Below are 21,431 nucleotides of genomic sequence, written 5' to 3'. Positions count from 1 at the left end.
CCTTTCTTAATTTTTCTGTAGCAAGAAAATTATACTTCAAGGCTTGGTATTATCCACTATTTATTTTTTGGAAACTATAATATGGAAACTAATAAAGTTTTGTTTGTACAAAACTTAGGTAATTAATAAAGTATTTGTTTTTTCTAAAACATAACTATAAATTAAATAGTTGAATATAAAAAACATAGTAAATAAGATTAAAGGGGAGGAATATAGATTACTAAAGAGAAATTTTAGTGGAAAGGATATTAAGTAGGAGATAAGTAAAATAAAGAGTCTGTTAAATATTTGACAGGTATTGTTTTTTATAATATAATGTGACAGAATACGATTAAAAGTGTTATATTAAAAGATTTTATATAAGTGAAACAGTATATTTAAATATATATATAATCAAAATAGTGTGGTATATTACAGATTTTAAGATTGTATATAATAGAATAAAAGAAAATTATAAAATTTTTTAAAAAAACATTGACAAGCTTTTTTAAAAGAGTTATATTATATATGTAAACAGGGTAAAACAAATTTAGGAAATTTTTAAATTATTTGGCAGTTGACCGTGTGGGCAATTGACATATAGTTATCGACATGAGCAGGCAGTTGACCCAATACAGGCAGTTGACCTGCTTATTAACCGTAATCTTACATAAATGAATAGGTAAAGATTAGGTAAGGATTAGATTATTACCTCCAGTAAAGTTACTGGAGGATTTTTTATATTATTTATTTATAAATTTTAAATAAATAAAAATTTAACAAAGAATTAATACAAAAATTAACTTTTCTTTAAAAAAATATAATAACAAGAGCCTATGCTTTAACCAGTTATTGATTTTATAGAACTAGAACTTCAAGAATAATTTTAAATTTATCATAATTTAAGTATCTAAACTTTTATAAAAAATGAACATTTGTTTAAAAATACAAGTTAATAGTATAAATGGGCTTTACATATTGTAAATACTGGTGCATAATTATTTTTATATCGGCCTATGTTTTGATAATTGAAACCAGGCCTTATATTATGAATAAAATTTTTAGGAGGTAAAGGTATGTTAGATCAAAATAAAGAAGAAGATAGCATAAATGAAGTAATGAAAGACGATTATAATTTAGAAGATGAAGATATGATGCTCCAAAATGAAGCTTGTAGTAATAATGATAAGATAACTTTAGCTGATACGATAAAATCAAATTTAATAGATGTAGTTTCTACAGGAATAATGGCTATTGCGGCTTTATTTATTTTCGATGTTTTACTTAGAGCTATTGCAGGATATTATGTAACGGATAGAGCAGGAATGCTTCTTATTTTCTATGTAATCACATCATTAATTTACACAAGTATTATGGAATATAAAAAAGGAAACACTATCGGAAAGAGAGCTGTTAATATAAGATTACGTAAATAAGCTTAAACTAGGAGTGAACATATGAGAAAGAGAAAAGTATATGACTTATTAATAGAGGAGACAGAATTTCCTGGATTTGGAGTTGCTTATCATGATGATAAAAAGGTGTTAGTTAAAAATGCTCTTCCAGGACAAAAGATTAAAGGTTTTGTACATAAGTATAAGGGCGGAGTTGCTCAAGCAAAAATTAATGAAATATTAGAAGAGGTAGATTATAAAATAGATGCTAAGTGCCCTGTTTTTGAAATGTGTGGGGGGTGTTCTCATCAATTTATATCTTATGAAAAGCAGCTAGAGTTTAAAAAAGAACAAGTACTTAAATTATTTAAAGATGCAGGTATAACTGATTTTGAATTCTTAGGCATAGAGGGAAGTCCAGAAGTATGGGAATATAGAAACAAGATGGAGTTTACCTTTGGAGATATGGAAAAGGGAGGAGAACTCTGTCTTGGAATGCATTTAAAAGGAAAAAGTTTTGGTATTGTAAACGCATCTGAATGCCAAATAGTAGATGAAGATTATAGAATAGTTTTAAAAACTGTTCTTGATTATTTTAAGGATAAAGATCTTCCTTATTATAGAGTTAGAAGCCATGAAGGATATCTTAGAAATTTAGTTATTAGAAAAGGCAAAAATACAGGAGAAGTTCTTGTAAGTTTGGTTACTACATCTCAAATTGATTTTGATATGAGTGAAATTACTGAACTCCTTGAGAATTTAAGCTACAAAGGAGAACTTAAAGGAATCCTTCATATAATAAACGATTCTTTGTCTGATGTGGTTCAAGGAGATAGAATAGATATTCTATATGGCCAAGATTATATAATGGAAGAGTTAATGGGACTTAAGTTTAAAATATCACCATTTTCATTCTTTCAAACAAATTCAAAGGGTGCAGAAAAGCTATACTCAATAGTTAGAGATTTTATGGGTGATGCTAAGTCTAAGGTGGTTTTTGACCTTTACTGTGGTACAGGAACTATAGGACAAATAGCAGCTCACAACGCAGAAAAAGTTATTGGAATAGAACTTATAGAGGAAGCAGTAAAGTCCGCTAATGAAAATGCTGCATTAAACAATCTTACTAACTGCACATTTATAGCAGGGGATGTAGCTAAGGTTATAAAAGAAGTTAAGGATAAACCAGATATAATAATTTTAGACCCGCCAAGACCAGGAGTGCATCCAGATGCTTTGAAATATGTAATTGATTTTAATGCTAAAGATATAATATATGTTTCTTGTAATCCAAAGACTTTGGTAAATGATCTTAAAGTCTTAATACAAGCAGGATATAAGATAGATAAGGTTAAAGCTAAGGACATGTTCCCGCATACCCCTCATTGTGAAAGCATTGTTTCTTTGCATAAATAACTGTAGTCACCCACTAAACCATGCCGATTCCCACTAAACATTGACGGAATCCTCGTAGGGGCGGAATTATCTACAGACAAAAAATCAAACAAAAAACCAGAGCTGAGAGCAAAACCTCGGCTCTTTTTTTATGCCCAGAAATAGATTTAAGGGAGAAATGGAGTAGGGTTAAAGGTAGATATATCAAGGGCTTTGATAGGATAGAATGTGAGGCTTCGCCTACGCCTTTGGCGGAAAACTTATTTTACTGATGAAATGATTGATTCAAATCTGTTGACACTATCTGTTTTTAATTTGTTTTCAATTTAATATTTTTTGTGGCGTTTTAATATATTGGTAAGGGTAGCACCTATTAGAATGGATCTATTTGAACTTTTAGTTTTAGGAGTTTCAAAAATAGTTTTTTCTTGAAATCTATACAATCCCAAGTAAAAGTATTAATGCTAAAATAAAAGGAGGAGTTCCAGAAGAAATATTAATAGATAATGCATCAACAATGATGGACACAGCAACAACCGAAGGTTCCCAAGGGAAAATTAATAATAAATTTAAACAATTAGCTGATGATTTTGAATTTAAAATAGTTCCTTGTATTAGAGCAAGACCTAATACTAAAGCAAAGGTGGAAAATCCAATGAGAATAATAGATGAAATAATGAATTACAATGGTATTGTGGAAAATTTAGAAGAGTTGCACAAAAAGATGAGTACTATAACAAATGAAGCTAATTCAAGGATATGTCAATTGTACAAAAAAATGTTGACATTAATACACGGTCAATACACATTTCGATAAAATAACACGTTGAAATCTCACAAAGTCGTGATAATTCAAAAGAGCCGCCCAGAATCGGACGGCTCTTTTGAATTTTATTATTCTATTTTCCTTAACCGTTCAACGACTGTTTCCTTTGTCATTTGTTTGTAACACAGCAAGGGAATACAGGCTGTAAGAGTGATTAGAGGAAGTATACACAGCATAACAGGCAACAATGTAAAATGCCATGTGAAGTAACTTAATTCATTTCCCATCATTCGCACTATCGTTACACTGGCGAGTGTGGACAAAGCCAAAGAACACAACAATCCCAAAAGTGAATAACTGATCCCCTCAAAAATTAACATTTTTTTCACTTGTTGTCCAGTCATACCTACCGATTGGAGCATCGCAATTTCTTTATGCCGTGATAGAATAGAAGTAGCCATTGAATTGACAAAGTTCAAAATCCCAATTAAGGCTAAAATCGCACACAGTGCGCCGCCTACAAGCTGGTACATATCTATCATGCCTTGAAATGTTTGCCGTAAGGTTACCTTGGAATAATAATCCAAACCCCTGTCTGTGTTTGTCGTGTAGTTCTTTAGCCAGTTCTCTGTGGTGATAATATGTTCTTCATCAACATTCAAAATGGTTTTCATGGGAAGATGTTCCGTAGAGCCGGAAATCTCTAAAAATTCTTGTTTGGGTAGCACATATTCAACTCCCATATCAATACTCAAAGGGGTTGATAAAGCTCTTGGCACAGTAACAACCGCTAAAACCTCATAGGTTCTATTACTTCCATCTTTGCAAGCGATTGTCACTTGCTCACCCGGATGATATAGCGATAGTGAGCCATCGCCTACCATTCTCATGGGGGTAACATAAATGCCACTGCCCGATTGCCATCTCTCATTGTCCAGATTTCCTTCAAGTATTTGTAGGTATTCTGCGGGCCAATTATCAAAACCGTAAATATTTACGCCATGCTCCTTGCGAACGGTATAATTTCCATACTCTGCTGCAACAGCCTCGGATTGTTCAGATAAATCATGTAATCGCTCTAATGTTTCCTCATTTAACGGTTGATTAGAAGCCTGCAAATAAATGTTTCCGATATTCTGCAATCCCTCTAATGTGTTGGCTTGATTGGTAAAATCTTGACTGACATTTGCAGTGTTGAATGGACTGTTACTATTGATGATACTTGCATCGGAAACCGTAAAATCAGTAAGACTAAAATCAGATACAAATTTATCAAAATCAAAAGAATTGACATAAGTAAACACGCTGTTAAGTAAGACAATACTCAATGCAAATGAAAGAGTTACAATTACTACTTTCTTTTTGTTTCTGCTAAGATTCTCTTTTGCTAACATCATCGTACTGATGTGTCTGCTACGCTTTTGCTTCTTCTTCCCCGCAGACTGCTCTACATATCGTAATGCTTCCATTGGAGAAACTTTAGCTGCTATCTTTGCCGGTGTATGGCAGCTAATAAACACGGTTATCAAGGAAAAAAATATCGCAACAATAAAAATGAACGGATTTATGGTTGTTATAACTTGCATATCTTCCGCCAGCATTCCTATAATTGACGGAAGCAATATACGACCGACAGGCCATCCCAATGCTAAACCGATTGGAATACCAATCAAAGATAAGCGCAACGCTTTTTGATACACGATTTTGCGTATTTGTCTTGCCGTTGTACCTAAAGTTTTAAGCATACCATAAAAACGAATATCTTGTGCAATGGAAATGTAAAACACATTGTAAATCAGCAGGTAGCCAGCGAAGAAAATCACGACAATTCCCGCCAGCACAGCAAGTATATTCGACACACTAATTTCAGCCGTACTATATGCTGTGTTAACATTAATCCTGTCAGTGAAACCATGTGTTTCTGCAAGTTTTCCTGCTTGTTCTTCAATATTCCATGCAGAGGGCAACATAAAAACACCGTCAATATAGCCTGTGGATACGGTTACTGTGCTATCTGATGTTCCATGAACTGCCGGAACATTTTTCACAGCATATGGTTTAGAGAGTAAGATTGTTTGTCGATATGCAACCGAATCCCCATTCCAAATACCGCACAATGTAAATGTGTCAGTAATGGTTTTGGTATCAGTTGCAAAAGTTAATTCGATGGGTGTCCCGATTTCAGCTGGAATACCCATAGCTTCTAACACAATTCTACTTGTAGCAATTTCTTTGTCGGCTTTGGGTAATTTGCCTTCGTCTGGATAATTAAATGTCCAGTCAGCATAGTTTTCATCTGCCCACCGTACTTCTGTGGGTGTTTTGTTAAAGCAATCTCCAACGGCATAGCCAAAAATAATCGAATGTCCAGCTTCTGAAATTGCACTATCAGCACTCACAGTTTCATATTCATCAAGAGTAATATGTTTGATACCTATGTGTGCCGATGTACCGATTGTCCGCATATTGCTGTCCTGCATGGAAGATTGCAAACTAATGGCAATCGTAAACAAACTGGTGAACAACAACGTGGCAAGTGTAATTGCCAAAATAGAAATGTAATTCTTTTGCGATTTCAAGGAGCGTTTTACCAACCGATTTAGTACCTTGTGGTTATTATTGCCGAATAAAATATCATTCATGATATACACCCCCTTGGGTGCAAATCCTCCCATCCTCGATTCGGATGATACGGTCGGCAGTTTGTGCGATTTCATTATTATGGGTAATCATAACTATGGTCTGATTAAATTTTTGACTGGTGGCTTTTAACAGCCCTAATACATCGCTGCTTGTGCGGCTATCAAGGTTTCCTGTGGGCTCGTCGGCAAGAACAATGGCAGGCTTCGATACAAGTGCACGAGCAATCGCTACACGTTGCTGTTGACCGCCGGAAAGGTTATTCGGCATATTTTGCAACTTTTCTTTAAGAGCCAACATCTGAATAACCTCGCCCATAAACTTTTTGTCTACAGTATCACCGTCCAACTCTACAGGCAGCACAATGTTTTCATAGACATTAAGTAGAGGAACAAGATTATAGTTTTGAAATACAAAACCTATATTGCGCCGACGAAAAAGAGTCAGCTGTTCGTCTGTGAATTTGGAAAGTTCTTTCCCTTTCACTTTAATGCTGCCGGAAGTGGGCACATCAAGACCGCCCATCATATTGAGCAAGGTGGATTTTCCGCTACCGGAAGTACCGACGATAGCGACAAACTCTCCCTGTTCGATGGAGAGGGTTACACCGTCCAACGCTTTTGTGATATTCGGCTCTGTGCCATAGTATTTTTTGAGATTGGTTGCTTGTAAAATGCTCATAGAGAATACCATCCTTTCTTTTGATGGCTTTATCATAAAGGACAATCCTCGCAGAAATGTCACCGTTAAATATATTTTAGCCACTGAAATATCACAATCCTATGATATTTCAAACTGGTTGTTATTCGTGGGGAAGAAAAACAGAAAATCGTGAGCCCTCGCCTATCTCGGAAACCACTTTGATGTAACCACCCTGCATGGTGATAATCTTGCGGGCTAAATACAAGCCAATGCCGACACCGGGGGCATCGTGAACAGTATCTTCCCTGTAAAATCGCTTGAAGATAGAGCCTTGATTTTGTTCTGCAATTCCTCTGCCTGTATCCGCTATGTCAATTTTGACATACATTTCCCAATTATCCACTGCTACATGAATACTGCCGTGCTCAGGTGTATACTTCACCGCATTGTCCAAAATATTAAATAAAGCCTCGCTTGTCCACTTCCTATCATGGGAAACTTTCAATTCTTCTGGGCACGATACACTGACATGAATATCTTTCTTTTCTGCACCGAGTAAGATACCGCCTAATGCAGCCGCAAGGGTATCATAAACTAACTGGCTTTTCTTCTCCAAAGAAATAACTCCAGTTTCCAGTCGAGAAGTCTTAATCATTGTCTGCATGAGAAAATCCAACTTGTCGAGCTGAATGCCTGTTCCCTGCAAAAACTCAAGCTGTTTTTCCGGCGAGACCTCCTGTTCTAATAGCGTTGCATTTACCATTTTAAGATTTGCGATAGGTGTTTTCACTTGATGGGAAATATCTGAAATCAGTTCTTGCAGACTGGCTTGCTCCTTTGCAATACTGCGTCTATTTTCCCGCATGACTTCATAGAGACGTGCCAGCCGATGATTGATTTTATAAAATAGATTTTCACTTTCAGTAATCTGCGGCGGTTCAATTTCTTCGGTGAGCATATCGTCCAATGTACGGCAAAGAGCATCGGAAAACAAGGTTAACTTGCGGCGCACCAAAGCAATAAAAAGCACGACGCATAACAAGGTTAGTATTGCGAACAGCAGACCGCATGCAATGACCCATGTGTTTTGTGCCAGTCTGTACAGCACAATGATAAATGTTATACACACCAAGACGAGCAATGTAGCAATTGCAAGACAGACTTTGTTGATTGAGATTTTTTCCGTCCTCATTTGCTGCCACCTCCAATCCACATATATCCCATGCCATAGACTGTTTTGATATATTGCATTTTGTTTTTCTCGATTTTGTTTCGGACACGGCTGATGGCAGATGTCAGTGCGTGTTCGTCTACAAAGTTTTCATCACAATCCCACAGTTTTTCCAGCAAAACCCCACGGGTCAAAACAATTTGAGGATTTTTCACCAACACTTTCAGTAGGCGATATTCGAGCGGGGTAAAAGATATTACTTGCCCTGCAAGTGCAGCGGTCATTTCCGAAAAATTGACAAACAGATTTCCGTCGTCAAAATAATCGCCGCCATTTTGTTTTTGAATACGGGAGAGCATGGCAGAAACTTTTTTGCGGAACACGCTGATAGGAAATGGCTTAGTTACATAATCATCTGCTCCAAGCTCAAAGCCACGGAGCATATCGCTTTCCATATCGTTTGCCGTCAGAAAAATAACTGCTGTGTCCGGGCGGCGTTCTTTAATTTCCCTGCAAAAATCAAATCCGTTTCCATCGGGTAGGTTAATATCCAAAACAATCAAATCGTAGTCCTGTTTCTCAAAAAAACGTGACGCTGCCGCCTTCGTCATTGCGGCGTCGATTTCATACCCGACAGAGGATAGGTTATAGCAAAGGGTATTATTCAAAAGGCGGTCATCCTCAACTACCAATATACGCATATCATCACTTCCTTTCCTTTTCAGTGTATCAGCCAAATATCACAGAAATCTCATGGCTGTTTGTTTTCTTTTCTGCGTCTGTCAACAGGCTTTTCAGCGTCCTTTGGTATCAGCCACATATATCCGATTTTTGAAACACCGGGTATGCGGTTTTCTCCGCATAGTATTTGCACCCGCCGTTCCGAAATGCCCCATTTTTTCGCGGCTTCCGGGCAAGACATATATTCCATACTGCACCCTCGTCCTTTCTTTTATCTTATCAGTATAATTATAGTCGGACAGCCGAATAATATCAAGTGTCTTCAATTGTGAATTATATTGGCTATATGTTAGAACCGTGTAGACATATCCAAGAAGAAAGGAGAACATTAAAATGTAATTGGGTGAATAATTATGGCTAAAAAACCACAGTACCAAAATACGACTTCAAGGCTTTTGGGGCAGCAATTAAAGCAGCGCGGACGAGACGTAAAGAGAGTCTCAAGAAAGTAAGTGACGATATATATATATCGCTTCGCTATCTTGCAAATATCCAAAACAAAGGACAGCACCCCAGTCTGCAAAGCTTCTTTGAACTTATGCTACGTTACAATATATCCGTAGACCGGTTTCTTTTAGATAAACCTGCTGGAAAGAACACCGGGCGGCGACAGCTTGATGCACTGCTTGACAGCATGGCCGATAATTGTAAACCAGGGCAATTAGTATATAATACTAAAAATGAAGAATTGATAATACAATTAGTGAAACATGTGGGGATAAGAAGGGGTGTATTAAATTAGATTTTGAAGAAATAGATCCTAATGAAAGAGTTAATGGATTGATAGGCATGGACTTTCTAAGAAAAGCAGGAGTTATAATAGATTTAGTTGATTTAGTAATGTATAAAAAGAGTATTTAATAATAAGGTATTTGTAAAACTCACTTATTTTTCTTTTGATTTATTTAAATCACTTTATGTATGGCCATGTTTTAGGAGATTGTTGATTTCGTACAATTTAAAACATAGCATTAGGGCTACTAAAGGAAGTTTGCACTAGGTTGTTTACACTCTTTTAAAACAAAGCCTTATTTATATTAAAACTATATTAAAAGAATTTAATTATGCACATTTAGGATGAAAAAGTCCCAAAAGAGGCCTACAGGTATAGGAAAGACTATATTTGTAGGCTTTTCTGGTTTGAAAGTGTTAGGGGGACATGTTTGTAGATACAGAACTAAGAAGCAGAACACAAGGAAATATAGTAGCTTAGAGCAATTTGGTGCAGATAATGCATTTAATGGTTTTCGAATATTTGACAAAGGCATATATTACCTAAGAATATATAAAATGTGTTATAATGTGTGATGATATCAACTATTTATAAGAATAAGTTTAATTTAAGTTTTTAAGGAATTTTAGGTAGAGTAAGTAAATTTTTAATGTAATTTGCTCTGATTAAAAAGAAAATAACTGTATATATTGAATTCTATTATTAAATAGGAAGGAAGATTTTATGGGAATTATGAATTTAATATTAAAATATAATGATGATATGCTTAATGTAGATACTATAAAACAACATAGAGATATGATTGAGAAAAAAGGTAAGGTTGTATGGGGAATTATAAAGCCTAGTGAAAATAGTCCAGGTATTAGCAAAAAGAAAATTGAAAAAATAAATGAACAAATCAAGTGTGGAATAGACACATATGCATATATGTGTACAGGAGGGCAAATAAAAGCAAAAGGTAGAATAGAAGTCTTTTTAACAGCAGAAGATATAATAGATATGAAAGATTATGTACCATTATACTATAGAGACAGATTAAATACATGTGTTGGAGGAGTTGTCATTAATAGTATAGATAAAGAAGATAAGTCTATATTAAGTCAGATGGTTAGGTATGGAACCAGCGATGGAGAGGTAGCTGTAGGAAATCAAACTAATCCGTTATATGTTTCACTTAAAAATGATGAGTTAATGAAAGAAGACTTACTTCATATAAATACAGAAGCTATAGTAGAAAAAGATGAATCAATAGAAAAAATAACTGATATAGTTAGATTTATGAAATTTGTACATAAGTATATAAATTCAAAAGGATATATATATTCATATGAAGATTTGTGTAATTTTTATTTGTCACTTAAAGTAAAACCATTTGTAATATTAGCTGGTATAAGTGGAACAGGTAAATCTAGATTAGTAAGACTATTTGCAGATGCTTTAGGAGCGAATATGGAAAATGAAAAGTTAAGTATTATACCAGTAAGACCCGATTGGAATGATAATACTGAGCTTATAGGGTATAAAAATATAACTGGAGACTTTATACCAGGAAAATTAATAGAAGTTATAGAAACAGCTAGTGAAAATTTAGATAGACCGTATTTCGTATGCTTAGATGAAATGAACTTAGCTAGAGTTGAGTATTATTTAAGTGACTACTTAAGCATAATAGAATCAAGAAAATTCTCAAATCAAGGCATAATAACAGACAAATTTTTCAGCAAAAATTATCTGAATGATAATAAATATAAACATATTATAATACCAGAAAACTTATATTTGATAGGTACAGTTAATATGGATGATACTACATATGCATTTAGTAGAAAAGTTTTAGATAGGGCAAATACAATAGAATTATCTCATGTAGAATTAGAGATATTTGAATTTGATGAAGATAATTTAGAGCATAGAGTTGTACATAATGACTTAATCAAGTCTAGGTTTTTAAACATTAAGGATGCTTTAACTTACGATAAAGATTATGTTATAAAGATAAATGAAGTTATTAAAAATATAAATAACATATTGACTAAAGCTAATAAACAATTTGGATACCGTGTAAGAGATGAAATTATATTTTATATGTTAGAGAATAAAATAACAAACCTATTAGAAGAAGATAGGGCTATGGATTACCAAATAATGCAGAAGGTACTACCAACTATATCAGGAAGTGAATATAAAATAAAAACTATACTTATAGAGTTGTTTAATATATGTAGTCCTAATGGTCAAATATCAGATACAATGGGATATATAGATGAGGCTATGAGCTATGTAGATAAGGCTAGATATATAAATAGTGCAAAAAAAATTCTAGATATGTTAAGGGAGCTTGAGGATGGATTCACTTCATATTGGATATAGTAAAAATTTAATATTAATAGAAACAGCTAGATATACATTATATATAAATGGAAAGATGAAAAATTTTAAATCAGAGAACATAGGTGTAAATATCAATAAACCAGCATTTTTTAATGTAAATTATGATAAACAAGATATAAGCATAAAAACTATATCCTCATATGGTGAACTTGTAAATAACTCATCTAATTTTATGTATCCTTGTTTTTTTGAAGATGTTAACTATGAGATGTTAATAGAAACAAAGTGTAAAAATAATATAAAAGTATATCATATAAGTGATGAAATAAGAAACAATATAAAAAAGTTGGGAAATTGCTTGACAGGAAGCTTTAGTTTTAAAGGTGAAATAGGATATTCTAATTTTAAAATATTAGTTGATGGTAAAGAAGATATAGATTTTACCATAGAAATATTTCCTTCTAAGATGGATTATATAGATGATTACTACAAAATTATGAATGAAATAAATGAAGAAGTAGCATCATTAATTTTTAAATTTTTGGGAAGTACATATCATATGTCTAAGCTAAAAGATGTTGACCATCAAACTAATGCAGAATTTTTTTATATATTAAACACTATATATGAAAATTTTTTAAAGGCATTAAATAAGATAGCTAAAACTACTAAGCATAGATTGTATACATGTGAAAGAATTAGGAATATATATATAGAATAACTCCTAAAAAGATTTGGAATTTATATGAAATATGGTGTTACATTAAACTTCACAATATAATAAAAGAACTAGGATATGATGCTATTAATTACGGTATATTAAGTTTAAATGATAATGGACTTTCTTTATCATTGCTTCAGAATAGAGAAGCTGTTATGATTTACAAAAACAAAGAGGGACGAACTATAGAACTTTGGTACAATAAAACATATAAAAATCTTCCTACAACTAGTCAAAGGCCAGATGCAGTACTTTGTTTAAAAACTAAAAGTACGGATGAAAGGGTTTATATATTTGATGCAAAGTATAGAGTATCTGTTAACAAAGGAATTGTAGGTCCTAACGAAGAGGACATAAATGTTATGCATAGATATAGAGATTCTATAGTATCTGAATTAAGTAATAAGTATCATTTTAAGTATGATACATTTGGAGCATATGTGATGTTTCCATATAGTGATGAAAAGCAGTTTATGAATCATAAGTTTTATAAAAGTATAGAAAAAGTTAATATAGGAGCTTTTCCTATGTTACCAGGATGTTATAATCTTATGAAAAAACATATTCAAAAGATAATTACTGAATCAGATATAGAAGCTAAAGAAAGAATATTAGTATATGATGAATATGATGATTATGCTAAGTTTAAATTAAAAAATGTTATGGTTGTAAATATAAAGGACGATAAGCATATGCAAATTTACAAATATAATAAATTTTTTCACATACCTAGAAAATTTTTAAAAAATATTGAATTAGGAGTAGAGTATGTAGCTTTTTACGAACCTAAAGGCAAAAGTAATATTGGTGGAATAAGATATTATGGGAAGATAAAAGAAGTTAAAAGATATAAAAGAAGCGAGTGTTTAGAGGTACCTAAAAATAATGATGAAGAATATTTAAGATTTGAATTGGAAGATGTAATACAATTAAATAGATGCATAGAACCTGTTGAATATGGAATAAGGCTGATTGCATATACTACTTTATATCTTCTTAAAAATGCCCATAATGTTCATGAATTGCACTTTAAGAATGCCAGAGAAATTGATATATATAAATGGATGAGAAATTATTCTATAAATAATAATGTTAAAATTATAAGGCATTCAAATTATTACGAAATAGAAAAAAATAGAATTGAAATTTTAGAAAATGGAAAGTTAAGGATTAATGGAGTAGTTATTGATGAACAGTATCCTAAGTTATAGATAAGTAAATTAAATAATTAGAGTTCTTGAGGTGTTTTTATACTTAGTGGCTTTTGTTTGAAGGAGTATATATACAAAAAGCTGTGATTGTACTTCTTGCTGCTATAACGATAGTTAATATAGTTAGAGTAATTGTGGTAAATGTATTATATTTCAATAGATTGAGATGAATAAATCTTCATATAACTTAACAAAACTAAAAACAATTAGATAGATAGATTGCATGTTAATTCCAGTAGAAGTAAAAGATTCTGTAAAAATTGAAGATATTGAAATAGAAATATAAACTTTAAATTTAAGAGAAGAATATATTGAAGAGTTTTTAAGAAAAAACATAGAAATTATATTTGAAGATAAAATTTTTCTTAATGAAGATAAAATTAATACAATATCTATGGCGAGTAAAGATGGAGATAAAATATATAATGATATTGTAGAAAAAATAAAATCTGGAAAAGAAATTACAAAATAAGATATAATATCTTTAACATTTACCCCTATTATGGGTGGAAATATAAGTAAAGTAGATAAAATACTTAATGTTATAGATATAGTAAAGGATGTAAATGAAGATTATAAGTATGACGTGGAATCAATACTATATGCTTTTGCAAATAAATTTTTAAGTGGAAAAGATCTGGAAAAAGTAAAGGAGGAATTGAGAATGACTGAACTTGGTAAAAGTTTACTACAAGAAGGAATGGAAAAAGGAATAAAGAAAAAAACTTTAGATGTAGTTAAAAAAGCAATAAAAAAAGGTTTAGATAATGAAACGATAAAAGAATTAACAGATTTAGATATTGAAAAAATTCAATTAATAAGAGATACAATAGAATAAGTAAATATATATATATGATTAAATTAGCAAGGTTATATTAAATGTGTAACTTTGCTTTTTTCATACCCAAATTAAAATGACAGGAGGTGATAGATTGATATGCATCTATGACAAGAAAGCCACAAAAGGCAACTTTGAAACCAATGGTCTTGGAGTTTTAGATGAAGTTATAGGTTGCTTTATTACAGATTTATTTTATCATTAATAAAAGCTATATAAAAAATAAAGTTTTATTTATGATAAAGAACATTTATTAATAAATGGTAGGTGTTTTTGTTATGGGTAAAAAAAGAATAACGTTATTTTGTGAATTAAAGGTAAATGATATAATAATTTAAGTTGAATAAAATAGTAAAGGAGAAATAGGGAATGGTAAATAATAGATTAAAAGAACATATAGTAGAAACTGTTGATAATCAACTTAGAGATAATGAGCCTAAATGTGTAAAAGATACTTTTGAAAAGCTAATAAATCTAAAAGTGAATATTTTACAGATGATGATATTGTAATCCTTTTGTTATATAGTTTTGAAAGAGAGGTATATATGATTTTAAGTGTCAGTAGACGTACGGATATACCAGCTTTTTATAGTGAGTGTTTTTTTAATAGAATAAAAGAAGGTTTTGTGTTAGTAAAAAATCCATTTAATACAAAGCAAATTAGTAAAATAAATTTAAGTCCACAAGTTATAGATTGTATAGTATTTTGGACTAAAAATCCAAAAAAAATGATAAGAAGGTTAGATGAAATTAAGGAATATAATTATTATTTTCAATTTACTTTAAATTCATATGATAAAACTTTAGAAAAAAATGTTCCACAGAAGAAATAGAATTATCTAGGTTTAATATTAATCATGGAAAGTGTATAGATGATAAGTTAATTTCTGATATTATTGGTGAAAAGTTATCTATAGATAAAGACCCAACGCAAAGAGAAGTATGTGGATGTGTAAAAAGTATTGATATAGGAACATATAATACATGTAATCATAATTGTTTGTATTGTTATGCTAATTTTAATAAAGAAATTGTTGAAAAAAGTTTATTAAAACATAATAAAAAATCACCATTATTATTTGGTGACTTAAATGGAGATGAAAAGATTACAGATAGGAAGATGAAATCATATAGGGAAGGTCAAATTTCTTTTTTATAGAAAATATTATGATGTTATAGAATACAAGATTTTTTAAAGGGGAAGTGTATTAAAATGTAGATTAAAACTAAAAAACATTTAGAGGGTTTCTTATAGAAGAATACTTAAGATCTGATAATGTACTAATTAAGATTTTAGTTATTTTTGATAGAAGAGTAGAAAAAAGAACATTTACGAATATGAAAAACACAATATCAAATGATGAGGATATTGTATAGTATTTCTATAAGTTAAGATGCAATGCAGAGTAAATTAATTAAGATAAGGAGAAAAGATGAATTTATATATTAATAATTTATTTAATGAATATTGTTATGCAACTAAAGATTGTATTTCATTTGAACTTGCACCAAACCAATCACCTTATTATGACGTAGAAAGTGAAGATTTAAAATATAGGGAAGAATATGTAGATTTGTGTATCGAAAATGCATGTAAAATTTGGGAAAAATGCAAATTTTCCAAGGAGTTGATTGTCTTATATGAAGATAAATTTGGTTGTCATGAGAAAAATGAAAAAGAGTTTGTGGAAAATACTTTACAATTATTAAATTGCATAAAGTATCCATTTAAATGGAGGGATGATGAAGAAACTTATAAAGGAATACGATATATTTGGCAAACGAATAAAATAAATATAAATGAACTTTTTAAGAAAATTATTCTTTCAGACATAGGAGAAGATACACAGTTAGATTGTGCAATATATATTATTGATAATCAAACAAAAAATGTATTTTTTCTTTATGATGATAGAGGTGTTGATGTGTATTCTAATGATAAAAAATTTATAAATAAGATAAAATAATTTGATAAATTCTAATTTGTAGAGCTAACAACATAATAAATCATATATAAAAATATAAAAAAAGGTAGGTGAAAAACCTGATTTATGACTAGTTAACAGGAAGAAAATACTTTCTTATAGTTTTTAGAAATCAGGATATTTTGGAACAGAAATATAAAGAAACCAAGGAATTAATAGCTATTTTTACGCAGACAGGTTTTACAGTAGATTATGAAATAGTTTCTAAAAAAAAGTTATCTGAAGAAAACCAAAGAAATCAAGAAATATGGTATGGAAGATTTTTAGAAGATAAATATAATGCATTATGGGAACTTGGATTTTCAAATCAAGATAATTGGATGTCGCAATCAATTGTTTTTTTAAACTTTTTAGCTAATAAATTAATAATGAAAATTTCAAGGCAATCCGATATAGAGTTTACTAGAGAAGAAGCAGAATTATCTTTAGATTATGATGAGTTTGATGAGATTAAAAGCAGAATACCTTTTTCAATAGGGATAGAATTTATAAATAGGGAATGGATATCTTTTACCTTTGAAAAAATCGCTGATGTATATAGAAAAGAGATATCAGCTTATAAAGGCACTGTTAAGGACTTCTTAATGGAGAGAAATACTAATATCAATGTAGTTGGAAGAGTGTTTTTTCATCTGGTGGAAAATAAGGATGAAAACTATCCCTTTGCATTTTTGGCTACATATTCAACAGAAAATAAAGATGTAGGTTTACATAAGGCAAAACATATGCCACTAAAAAACGCTCTTTTAGAATATAAAGATGATAAGACAAAACTTCTTCAGTTAATGTCAACCATAAGCAAGGCAGCTGATAAAAGTGATTTTATATCAGAGCTTATGGAAAATGGCGAACTATTTTCGCCGTTAAAGTTTACTAAAAAAGAAGCGTATACAATTTTGAAGGAAATTCCTATTTATGAGAAATCAGGAATAATGTGTAGAATTCCAAACTGGTGGAAGAAGAAAAGCAATTCTTTAAGACTTTCAGTTTCTATTGGAGATAAAGAGCCTTCAAAGGTTGGAATGGATGCATTATTAGCTTTTCAACCCGAAATATTCTTTGGAGAAGAAAAGATTTCTAAAGAAGAATTAAAAAAGTTGCTTTTAGAATCAGAAGGTTTAACTTTGATTAAGGGGAAATGGATAGAGATTGATAAGAACAAGCTGTCACAGGTTTTAGAAGCCTATGAAAAAGCGAGTAGTTTAGCGAAAGAAGAAGGTTTAACTATAGCAGAGGCAATGCGAATGGAATTAAATGCTGGGGAGAGTCTTGGAATTAATGAAGAATATATCGACCTAGAAGTATCAAATGGAGCATGGCTTAAAAAAATAAGAGAAACTATGGTTAATCCGGAAATTATAAAAGAAATAAAACCTTCTGAAAGTTTTAATGCTATTTTAAGACCATACCAGCAGACAGGTTTTTCATGGCTTTCTTATATGCAGAAGCTTGGCTTCGGGGCTTGTCTTGCAGATGATATGGGACTTGGTAAAACTGTGCAGATTATTGCCTTTCTCGAAAAAATCAGAGCTGAAAAAGGAGGGAAAGTACTTCTAATAATTCCTGCATCTTTAATAGGAAATTGGAAAAAGGAAATAGAGAAATTTGCTCCTGAAATGTCGGTAGTTGTACTTCATGGAAAAGAAGCGGCTACAAGCTTAAAATTTGAAAATGCGTTTTTATACATTACGACCTATGGTATGGCAACACGTTTAGAGGAGTTAAAAAATGAGTCTTGGGATGTATTAATCCTTGATGAAGCACAAGCAATTAAGAATCCAGGTACAAAGCAAACTAAAACCATTAAACAAATAAACGCTCAAACAAGGATAGCAATGACAGGTACACCTATTGAAAACAGGCTTTCAGATCTTTGGTCATTATTTGATTTTTTAGATCCAGGTTTGCTTGGAAATGCTAAAGAATTTTCAAATTTTACAAAGGGAATAGCAACAAACAATACTAATTATGCTAAGCTTAGAAATATTGTAAACCCATTTATCTTAAGAAGGTTAAAGACAGATAAAAAAGTTATAGCTGATCTACCAGAGAAAGTTGAAATTAAAGAGTATGCGTCCTTAAGTAAAAAACAAATTGTTTTATATAATAAACTGGTAAAAGAGCTTGAATCAAAATTACAAACTTCAGCTGGAATAGAAAGAAAAGGTCTTGTTCTTGGAAGTATAATTAAGTTTAAACAAATATGTAATCATCCAGATCAGTATCTTGGGATTGGTGAATATAAAGCTAATTATAGCGGAAAATTTGAGCAACTTAGAGACATTTGTGAAAATATATATGAAAAAAGAGAAAGAGTACTTGTGTTTACTCAGTTTAAAGAAATGACAGAACCTATAGCAGACTTTTTGGAGAAAATATTTAACAAGAAGGGATTAGTTCTTCATGGGGGAACTTCTGTTAAAAATCGAGGTGAAATGGTTGAGAGTTTTAATGGAGAAGGATACATTCCTTTTATGGTACTTTCACTTAAAGCAGGTGGTGTTGGATTAAACCTTACAGCAGCTAATCATGTGATTCACTTTGATAGATGGTGGAATCCTGCAGTTGAGAATCAGGCAACAGACAGAGCATTTCGTATAGGTCAGACTAAAAATGTAATGGTACATAAATTTATTACAACAGGAACAATTGAAGAAAAAATAGATTCTATGATAGAAGAAAAACAAAAATTAGCGGGTGATATAATAGGTTCGTCAGGAGAAAATTGGATTACAGAACTTGATAATAGGTCGCTTATGGAATTATTTAGGCTAGGTGGTGAAAAGTAAATGGGTTATTATGGTTATTATGAGTATGTTCCAGTTTCAGAAAAAAGAGAGAAAGCTAAAAAAAGTCTAGAAAAGCTTAAAAAAACAAATCCTGATATTTCACCAATTATTATTGAAGGGAAAAGTATTGCAAGTAAATGGTGGGGCAAAGCTTGAAATAAAAATTTAGAAAGCTATGCCGATTATAGCAATAGAATAGGCCGAGGCAGATCATACGTGAAAAACGGTGCAGTATTAGATTTGAAAATTAAAGAAGGAAAGGTAGAAGCACTAGTTCAAGGTAGTAGCTCAAAGCCATATTTGGTTGAAATTACAATTAATAAACTGAATAAAACTAAATGGAAAAATGTGACGGAAATTTGTAGGCATAGAATTGATACTATGGAAGACCTGCTTTCTGGAAAATTTCCGAGAGATTTCGATGAATTCTTTAGTGATTCAAGAAATGGATTATTTCCTAGTCCAAAAGAAATTCATTTTAAGTGTAGTTGTCCGGACTCTGCAAGAATGTGTAAACATATAGCAGCTACGTTATATGGAATCGGTGCACGATTAGATGAAGAGCCAATTTTATTCTTTAAGCTTAGAGAAATTGATTTTCAAGAATTACTCAAAAAATCAATGGAAGAAAAAATGCAAAGTATGCTTAAAAATGCAGATAAGAAAAGTGAACGTATCATTGAAGATGGAGATGTATTTGATTTGTTTGGTGTATAAAACAAACTAGCAATTGTAGAAAAAATAAAATTACTCCCAAAGGAAACAATAGAGTTGATTGTAACAGACATATTTGAACTAAATTCAATAGAAGAGCTAGAGCAATATTTTTAAAAAAGATTAAGAAATATTAAGAAATATTGAGGAAATGCAATGTGCAAACAAAAGAGTTTATACAAACAATTTTTAGAGTATTCATATTGGGATTTAAAAGAACTATTTAAAAAATCAAAAACAAGAGAAGAACAAGATTTTTATATTAAATTAGCAGATATAGTACTACAAAGAGAACAGCACAAAGTGATAAATGAAAAATAGATATTTTTATAATGTCAGTTCTAAACTAGCTTTTATTAGCTAGTTTTTTATGCAAAATAGAGGATAGTATAAAAATATAAGGGAACGTAACTAAAGATATTTAGTAAGTACACGTGTAGCAGTACTATTGTATGTATAATGCTGGAGATATATGAGAGGATATAATATTAATAATCTTTTTAAAGAGAGTAGTTAATGAAATGTCTTAGATTATGAGAAAATTATAATTTGCTGTGAATTTAAAATGGAGGGATTGGTTAATGAGGACACAAATAAAAGATGCAACAGTAAAAGATATAGAAAGTATTAGTAATATCTATGCTTTAAGCTGGAAAGTAGCATATAAAGGTATTATTCCTAAAAAGTATTTAGACGAATTAAAAAGTGATTTTTGGGTGGAAACTTTTCAAAATTGGATAAATAATAAAACATTCAATGTAAAACAAATTTGTGAGGGTAATATTACAGTAGGATGTATTATTTATGGTAAATCAAGAGATGAAAAGTTATCTAAATGGGGTGAAATTGTTTCTATATATATTCATCCTAAATATTTTAGAAAAGGTTATGGGCAGAAGTTACTTGATATTGCATTAATGGATATGAAAAAAAGTGGGTACGATAATAGTTATTTATGGGTACTAAAAGAGAATAAGGATGCTCAACTTTTTTATGAAAAGAATGGTTTCAAATGTAATCAAGATGAATATAACTTTGAAATTATGGGCAAAAAGTTAATAGATACAAGATATGTTATTGATTTAAATAGTTTGTGATATTAAAAGTAAGTATCATTTAATGCTAATTATACATTTAAAAATAATTAAAGGAAGAGGAAGTAATGTGTTACTTAATAGCAAAGAAATTTGATAATGTATAAAAGTGGACAAGTCAGTTTGTCCACTTTATTTCTAAATCACAATATTTTAGATTATTCGAGAGTGTAAAATAATCTGTGTAAACTCCATAAGAATTGATATAATATTCTTATAAAAATGGAGGGTGCACAGATTATGTCTTTTTCAAGAAAAGAACTTATTAAACAATTAATTAAAGAGAC

General features: G+C 31.0%; 19 protein-coding genes and 3 pseudogenes. 17 read left to right on the top strand and 5 right to left on the bottom strand.

Going from position 1 to position 21,431, the window contains the following annotated elements:
- Window positions 1-1,055: 1,055 nt before the first annotated feature.
- From OW729_RS18365 to OW729_RS18355, 3 genes are all read left to right on the top strand, one after another.
- A complete protein-coding gene (locus OW729_RS18365; RefSeq protein WP_268062997.1) occupies window positions 1,056-1,415 on the top strand; it encodes an RDD family protein in 360 nt (119 codons plus the stop codon).
- Between the two features lie 21 nt (window positions 1,416-1,436).
- Window positions 1,437-2,789 (top strand): 23S rRNA (uracil(1939)-C(5))-methyltransferase RlmD, encoded by a 1,353-nt coding sequence (rlmD, locus tag OW729_RS18360; protein WP_268062996.1) that lies wholly within the window; start codon window positions 1,437-1,439, stop codon window positions 2,787-2,789.
- 496 nt (window positions 2,790-3,285) lie between these two features.
- Window positions 3,286-3,585: a hypothetical protein gene (locus OW729_RS18355; RefSeq protein WP_268062995.1), complete on the top strand. Its 300-nt coding sequence runs from the start codon at window positions 3,286-3,288 to the stop codon at window positions 3,583-3,585.
- A 77-nt stretch (window positions 3,586-3,662) separates the two neighbouring features.
- Here OW729_RS18355 and OW729_RS18350 read toward each other — a convergent pair whose 3' ends face one another.
- The 5 genes from OW729_RS18350 to OW729_RS18330 all read right to left on the bottom strand — a co-directional run bounded on the left by OW729_RS18350 (window position 3,663) and on the right by OW729_RS18330 (window position 8,918).
- Window positions 3,663-6,176, bottom strand: coding sequence for an ABC transporter permease (locus tag OW729_RS18350; RefSeq protein ID WP_268062994.1), 2,514 nt, complete (start codon window positions 6,174-6,176; stop codon window positions 3,663-3,665).
- Window positions 6,169-6,855, bottom strand: a complete 687-nt coding sequence (locus tag OW729_RS18345) for an ABC transporter ATP-binding protein (protein WP_268063000.1) — start codon at window positions 6,853-6,855, stop codon at window positions 6,169-6,171. Before OW729_RS18345 ends, OW729_RS18350 begins: the two co-directional genes overlap by 8 nt.
- A 121-nt stretch (window positions 6,856-6,976) precedes the next feature.
- Window positions 6,977-8,008 carry a sensor histidine kinase gene (locus OW729_RS18340; RefSeq protein WP_268062993.1) on the bottom strand — a complete coding sequence of 344 codons (1,032 nt, stop codon included), beginning with the start codon at window positions 8,006-8,008 and terminating at the stop codon, window positions 6,977-6,979.
- Entirely contained in the window at window positions 8,005-8,688 is a 684-nt protein-coding gene (locus tag OW729_RS18335) for a response regulator transcription factor (protein ID WP_268062992.1), read from the bottom strand. Before OW729_RS18335 ends, OW729_RS18340 begins: the two co-directional genes overlap by 4 nt.
- Before the next feature lie 50 nt (window positions 8,689-8,738).
- Entirely contained in the window at window positions 8,739-8,918 is a 180-nt protein-coding gene (locus OW729_RS18330) for a MerR family transcriptional regulator (protein WP_268062991.1), read from the bottom strand.
- A 163-nt stretch (window positions 8,919-9,081) separates the two neighbouring features.
- On the opposite strand from OW729_RS18330, the pseudogene OW729_RS18325 reads away from it, so the two are divergent.
- From OW729_RS18325 to OW729_RS18265, 14 genes and pseudogenes are all read left to right on the top strand, one after another.
- Window positions 9,082-9,470, top strand: a pseudogene (locus tag OW729_RS18325) (helix-turn-helix domain-containing protein).
- A 714-nt stretch (window positions 9,471-10,184) separates the two neighbouring features.
- Entirely contained in the window at window positions 10,185-11,831 is a 1,647-nt protein-coding gene (locus OW729_RS18320; RefSeq protein ID WP_268062990.1) for an McrB family protein, read from the top strand.
- Window positions 11,806-12,513 carry a DUF2357 domain-containing protein gene (locus OW729_RS18315; RefSeq protein WP_268062989.1) on the top strand — a complete coding sequence of 236 codons (708 nt, stop codon included), beginning with the start codon at window positions 11,806-11,808 and terminating at the stop codon, window positions 12,511-12,513. The genes OW729_RS18320 and OW729_RS18315 overlap by 26 nt, the downstream gene beginning before the upstream one ends.
- On the top strand, window positions 12,501-13,724 hold the full coding sequence (locus OW729_RS18310) for a nuclease domain-containing protein (protein WP_326498386.1): 1,224 nt from the start codon (window positions 12,501-12,503) through the stop codon (window positions 13,722-13,724). Before OW729_RS18315 ends, OW729_RS18310 begins: the two co-directional genes overlap by 13 nt.
- Window positions 13,725-14,088: 364 nt before the next feature.
- Window positions 14,089-14,562: pseudogene (locus tag OW729_RS18305) on the top strand (hypothetical protein); the annotation flags it as partial.
- A gap of 369 nt (window positions 14,563-14,931) precedes the next feature.
- Entirely contained in the window at window positions 14,932-15,072 is a 141-nt protein-coding gene (locus OW729_RS18300) for a hypothetical protein (RefSeq protein WP_268062988.1), read from the top strand.
- A gap of 35 nt (window positions 15,073-15,107) precedes the next feature.
- Window positions 15,108-15,721, top strand: a pseudogene (locus OW729_RS18295) (DUF1848 family protein).
- A gap of 92 nt (window positions 15,722-15,813) precedes the next feature.
- A complete protein-coding gene (locus OW729_RS19540) occupies window positions 15,814-15,939 on the top strand; it encodes a hypothetical protein (RefSeq protein ID WP_456064451.1) in 126 nt (41 codons plus the stop codon).
- A 56-nt stretch (window positions 15,940-15,995) separates the two neighbouring features.
- Window positions 15,996-16,529 (top strand): DUF3885 domain-containing protein, encoded by a 534-nt coding sequence (locus OW729_RS18290; protein WP_268062987.1) that lies wholly within the window; start codon window positions 15,996-15,998, stop codon window positions 16,527-16,529.
- Between the two features lie 140 nt (window positions 16,530-16,669).
- Window positions 16,670-19,336 carry a DEAD/DEAH box helicase gene (locus OW729_RS18285; RefSeq protein ID WP_268062986.1) on the top strand — a complete coding sequence of 889 codons (2,667 nt, stop codon included), beginning with the start codon at window positions 16,670-16,672 and terminating at the stop codon, window positions 19,334-19,336.
- Entirely contained in the window at window positions 19,337-19,492 is a 156-nt protein-coding gene (locus OW729_RS18280; protein ID WP_268062985.1) for a hypothetical protein, read from the top strand.
- 60 nt (window positions 19,493-19,552) lie between these two features.
- The gene (locus OW729_RS18275) at window positions 19,553-20,053 is read left to right on the top strand and encodes an SWIM zinc finger family protein (RefSeq protein ID WP_268062984.1); all 501 of its coding nucleotides are present in this window, start codon (window positions 19,553-19,555) and stop codon (window positions 20,051-20,053) included.
- Between the two features lie 153 nt (window positions 20,054-20,206).
- Complete coding sequence (locus OW729_RS18270; RefSeq protein WP_268062983.1) at window positions 20,207-20,371, top strand: hypothetical protein; 165 nt, start codon at window positions 20,207-20,209, stop codon at window positions 20,369-20,371.
- 260 nt (window positions 20,372-20,631) lie between these two features.
- A complete protein-coding gene (locus OW729_RS18265) occupies window positions 20,632-21,147 on the top strand; it encodes a GNAT family N-acetyltransferase (protein WP_268062982.1) in 516 nt (171 codons plus the stop codon).
- Window positions 21,148-21,431: the final 284 nt, after the last annotated feature.

The sequence above is a fragment of the Clostridium brassicae genome (assembly GCF_026738875.1).
Lineage (GTDB): Bacteria > Bacillota > Clostridia > Clostridiales > Clostridiaceae > Clostridium_H > Clostridium_H brassicae.
The sequence above is the reverse complement of the archived record's forward strand: the minus strand, read 5'-3'. Positions and strand labels throughout refer to the sequence as shown.

What these genes read in the sequence shown, in the direction of transcription:
- OW729_RS18345 (WP_268063000.1), bottom strand. Translation starts at nt 6,855, where the DNA reads ATGAGCATTTTACAAGCAACCAATCTCAAAAAATACTATGGCACAGAG.
- OW729_RS18265 (WP_268062982.1), top strand. Translation starts at nt 20,632, where the DNA reads ATGAGGACACAAATAAAAGATGCAACAGTAAAAGATATAGAAAGTATT.
- OW729_RS18335 (WP_268062992.1), bottom strand. Translation starts at nt 8,688, where the DNA reads ATGCGTATATTGGTAGTTGAGGATGACCGCCTTTTGAATAATACCCTT.
- OW729_RS18340 (WP_268062993.1), bottom strand. Translation starts at nt 8,008, where the DNA reads ATGAGGACGGAAAAAATCTCAATCAACAAAGTCTGTCTTGCAATTGCT.
- OW729_RS18270 (WP_268062983.1), top strand. Translation starts at nt 20,207, where the DNA reads ATGTGCAAACAAAAGAGTTTATACAAACAATTTTTAGAGTATTCATAT.
- OW729_RS18320 (WP_268062990.1), top strand. Translation starts at nt 10,185, where the DNA reads ATGGGAATTATGAATTTAATATTAAAATATAATGATGATATGCTTAAT.
- OW729_RS18365 (WP_268062997.1), top strand. Translation starts at nt 1,056, where the DNA reads ATGTTAGATCAAAATAAAGAAGAAGATAGCATAAATGAAGTAATGAAA.
- OW729_RS18330 (WP_268062991.1), bottom strand. Translation starts at nt 8,918, where the DNA reads ATGGAATATATGTCTTGCCCGGAAGCCGCGAAAAAATGGGGCATTTCG.
- OW729_RS18315 (WP_268062989.1), top strand. Translation starts at nt 11,806, where the DNA reads ATGGATTCACTTCATATTGGATATAGTAAAAATTTAATATTAATAGAA.
- OW729_RS18350 (WP_268062994.1), bottom strand. Translation starts at nt 6,176, where the DNA reads ATGAATGATATTTTATTCGGCAATAATAACCACAAGGTACTAAATCGG.
- OW729_RS18300 (WP_268062988.1), top strand. Translation starts at nt 14,932, where the DNA reads ATGGTAAATAATAGATTAAAAGAACATATAGTAGAAACTGTTGATAAT.
- OW729_RS18355 (WP_268062995.1), top strand. Translation starts at nt 3,286, where the DNA reads ATGATGGACACAGCAACAACCGAAGGTTCCCAAGGGAAAATTAATAAT.
- OW729_RS18280 (WP_268062985.1), top strand. Translation starts at nt 19,337, where the DNA reads ATGGGTTATTATGGTTATTATGAGTATGTTCCAGTTTCAGAAAAAAGA.
- rlmD (WP_268062996.1), top strand. Translation starts at nt 1,437, where the DNA reads ATGAGAAAGAGAAAAGTATATGACTTATTAATAGAGGAGACAGAATTT.
- OW729_RS18290 (WP_268062987.1), top strand. Translation starts at nt 15,996, where the DNA reads ATGAATTTATATATTAATAATTTATTTAATGAATATTGTTATGCAACT.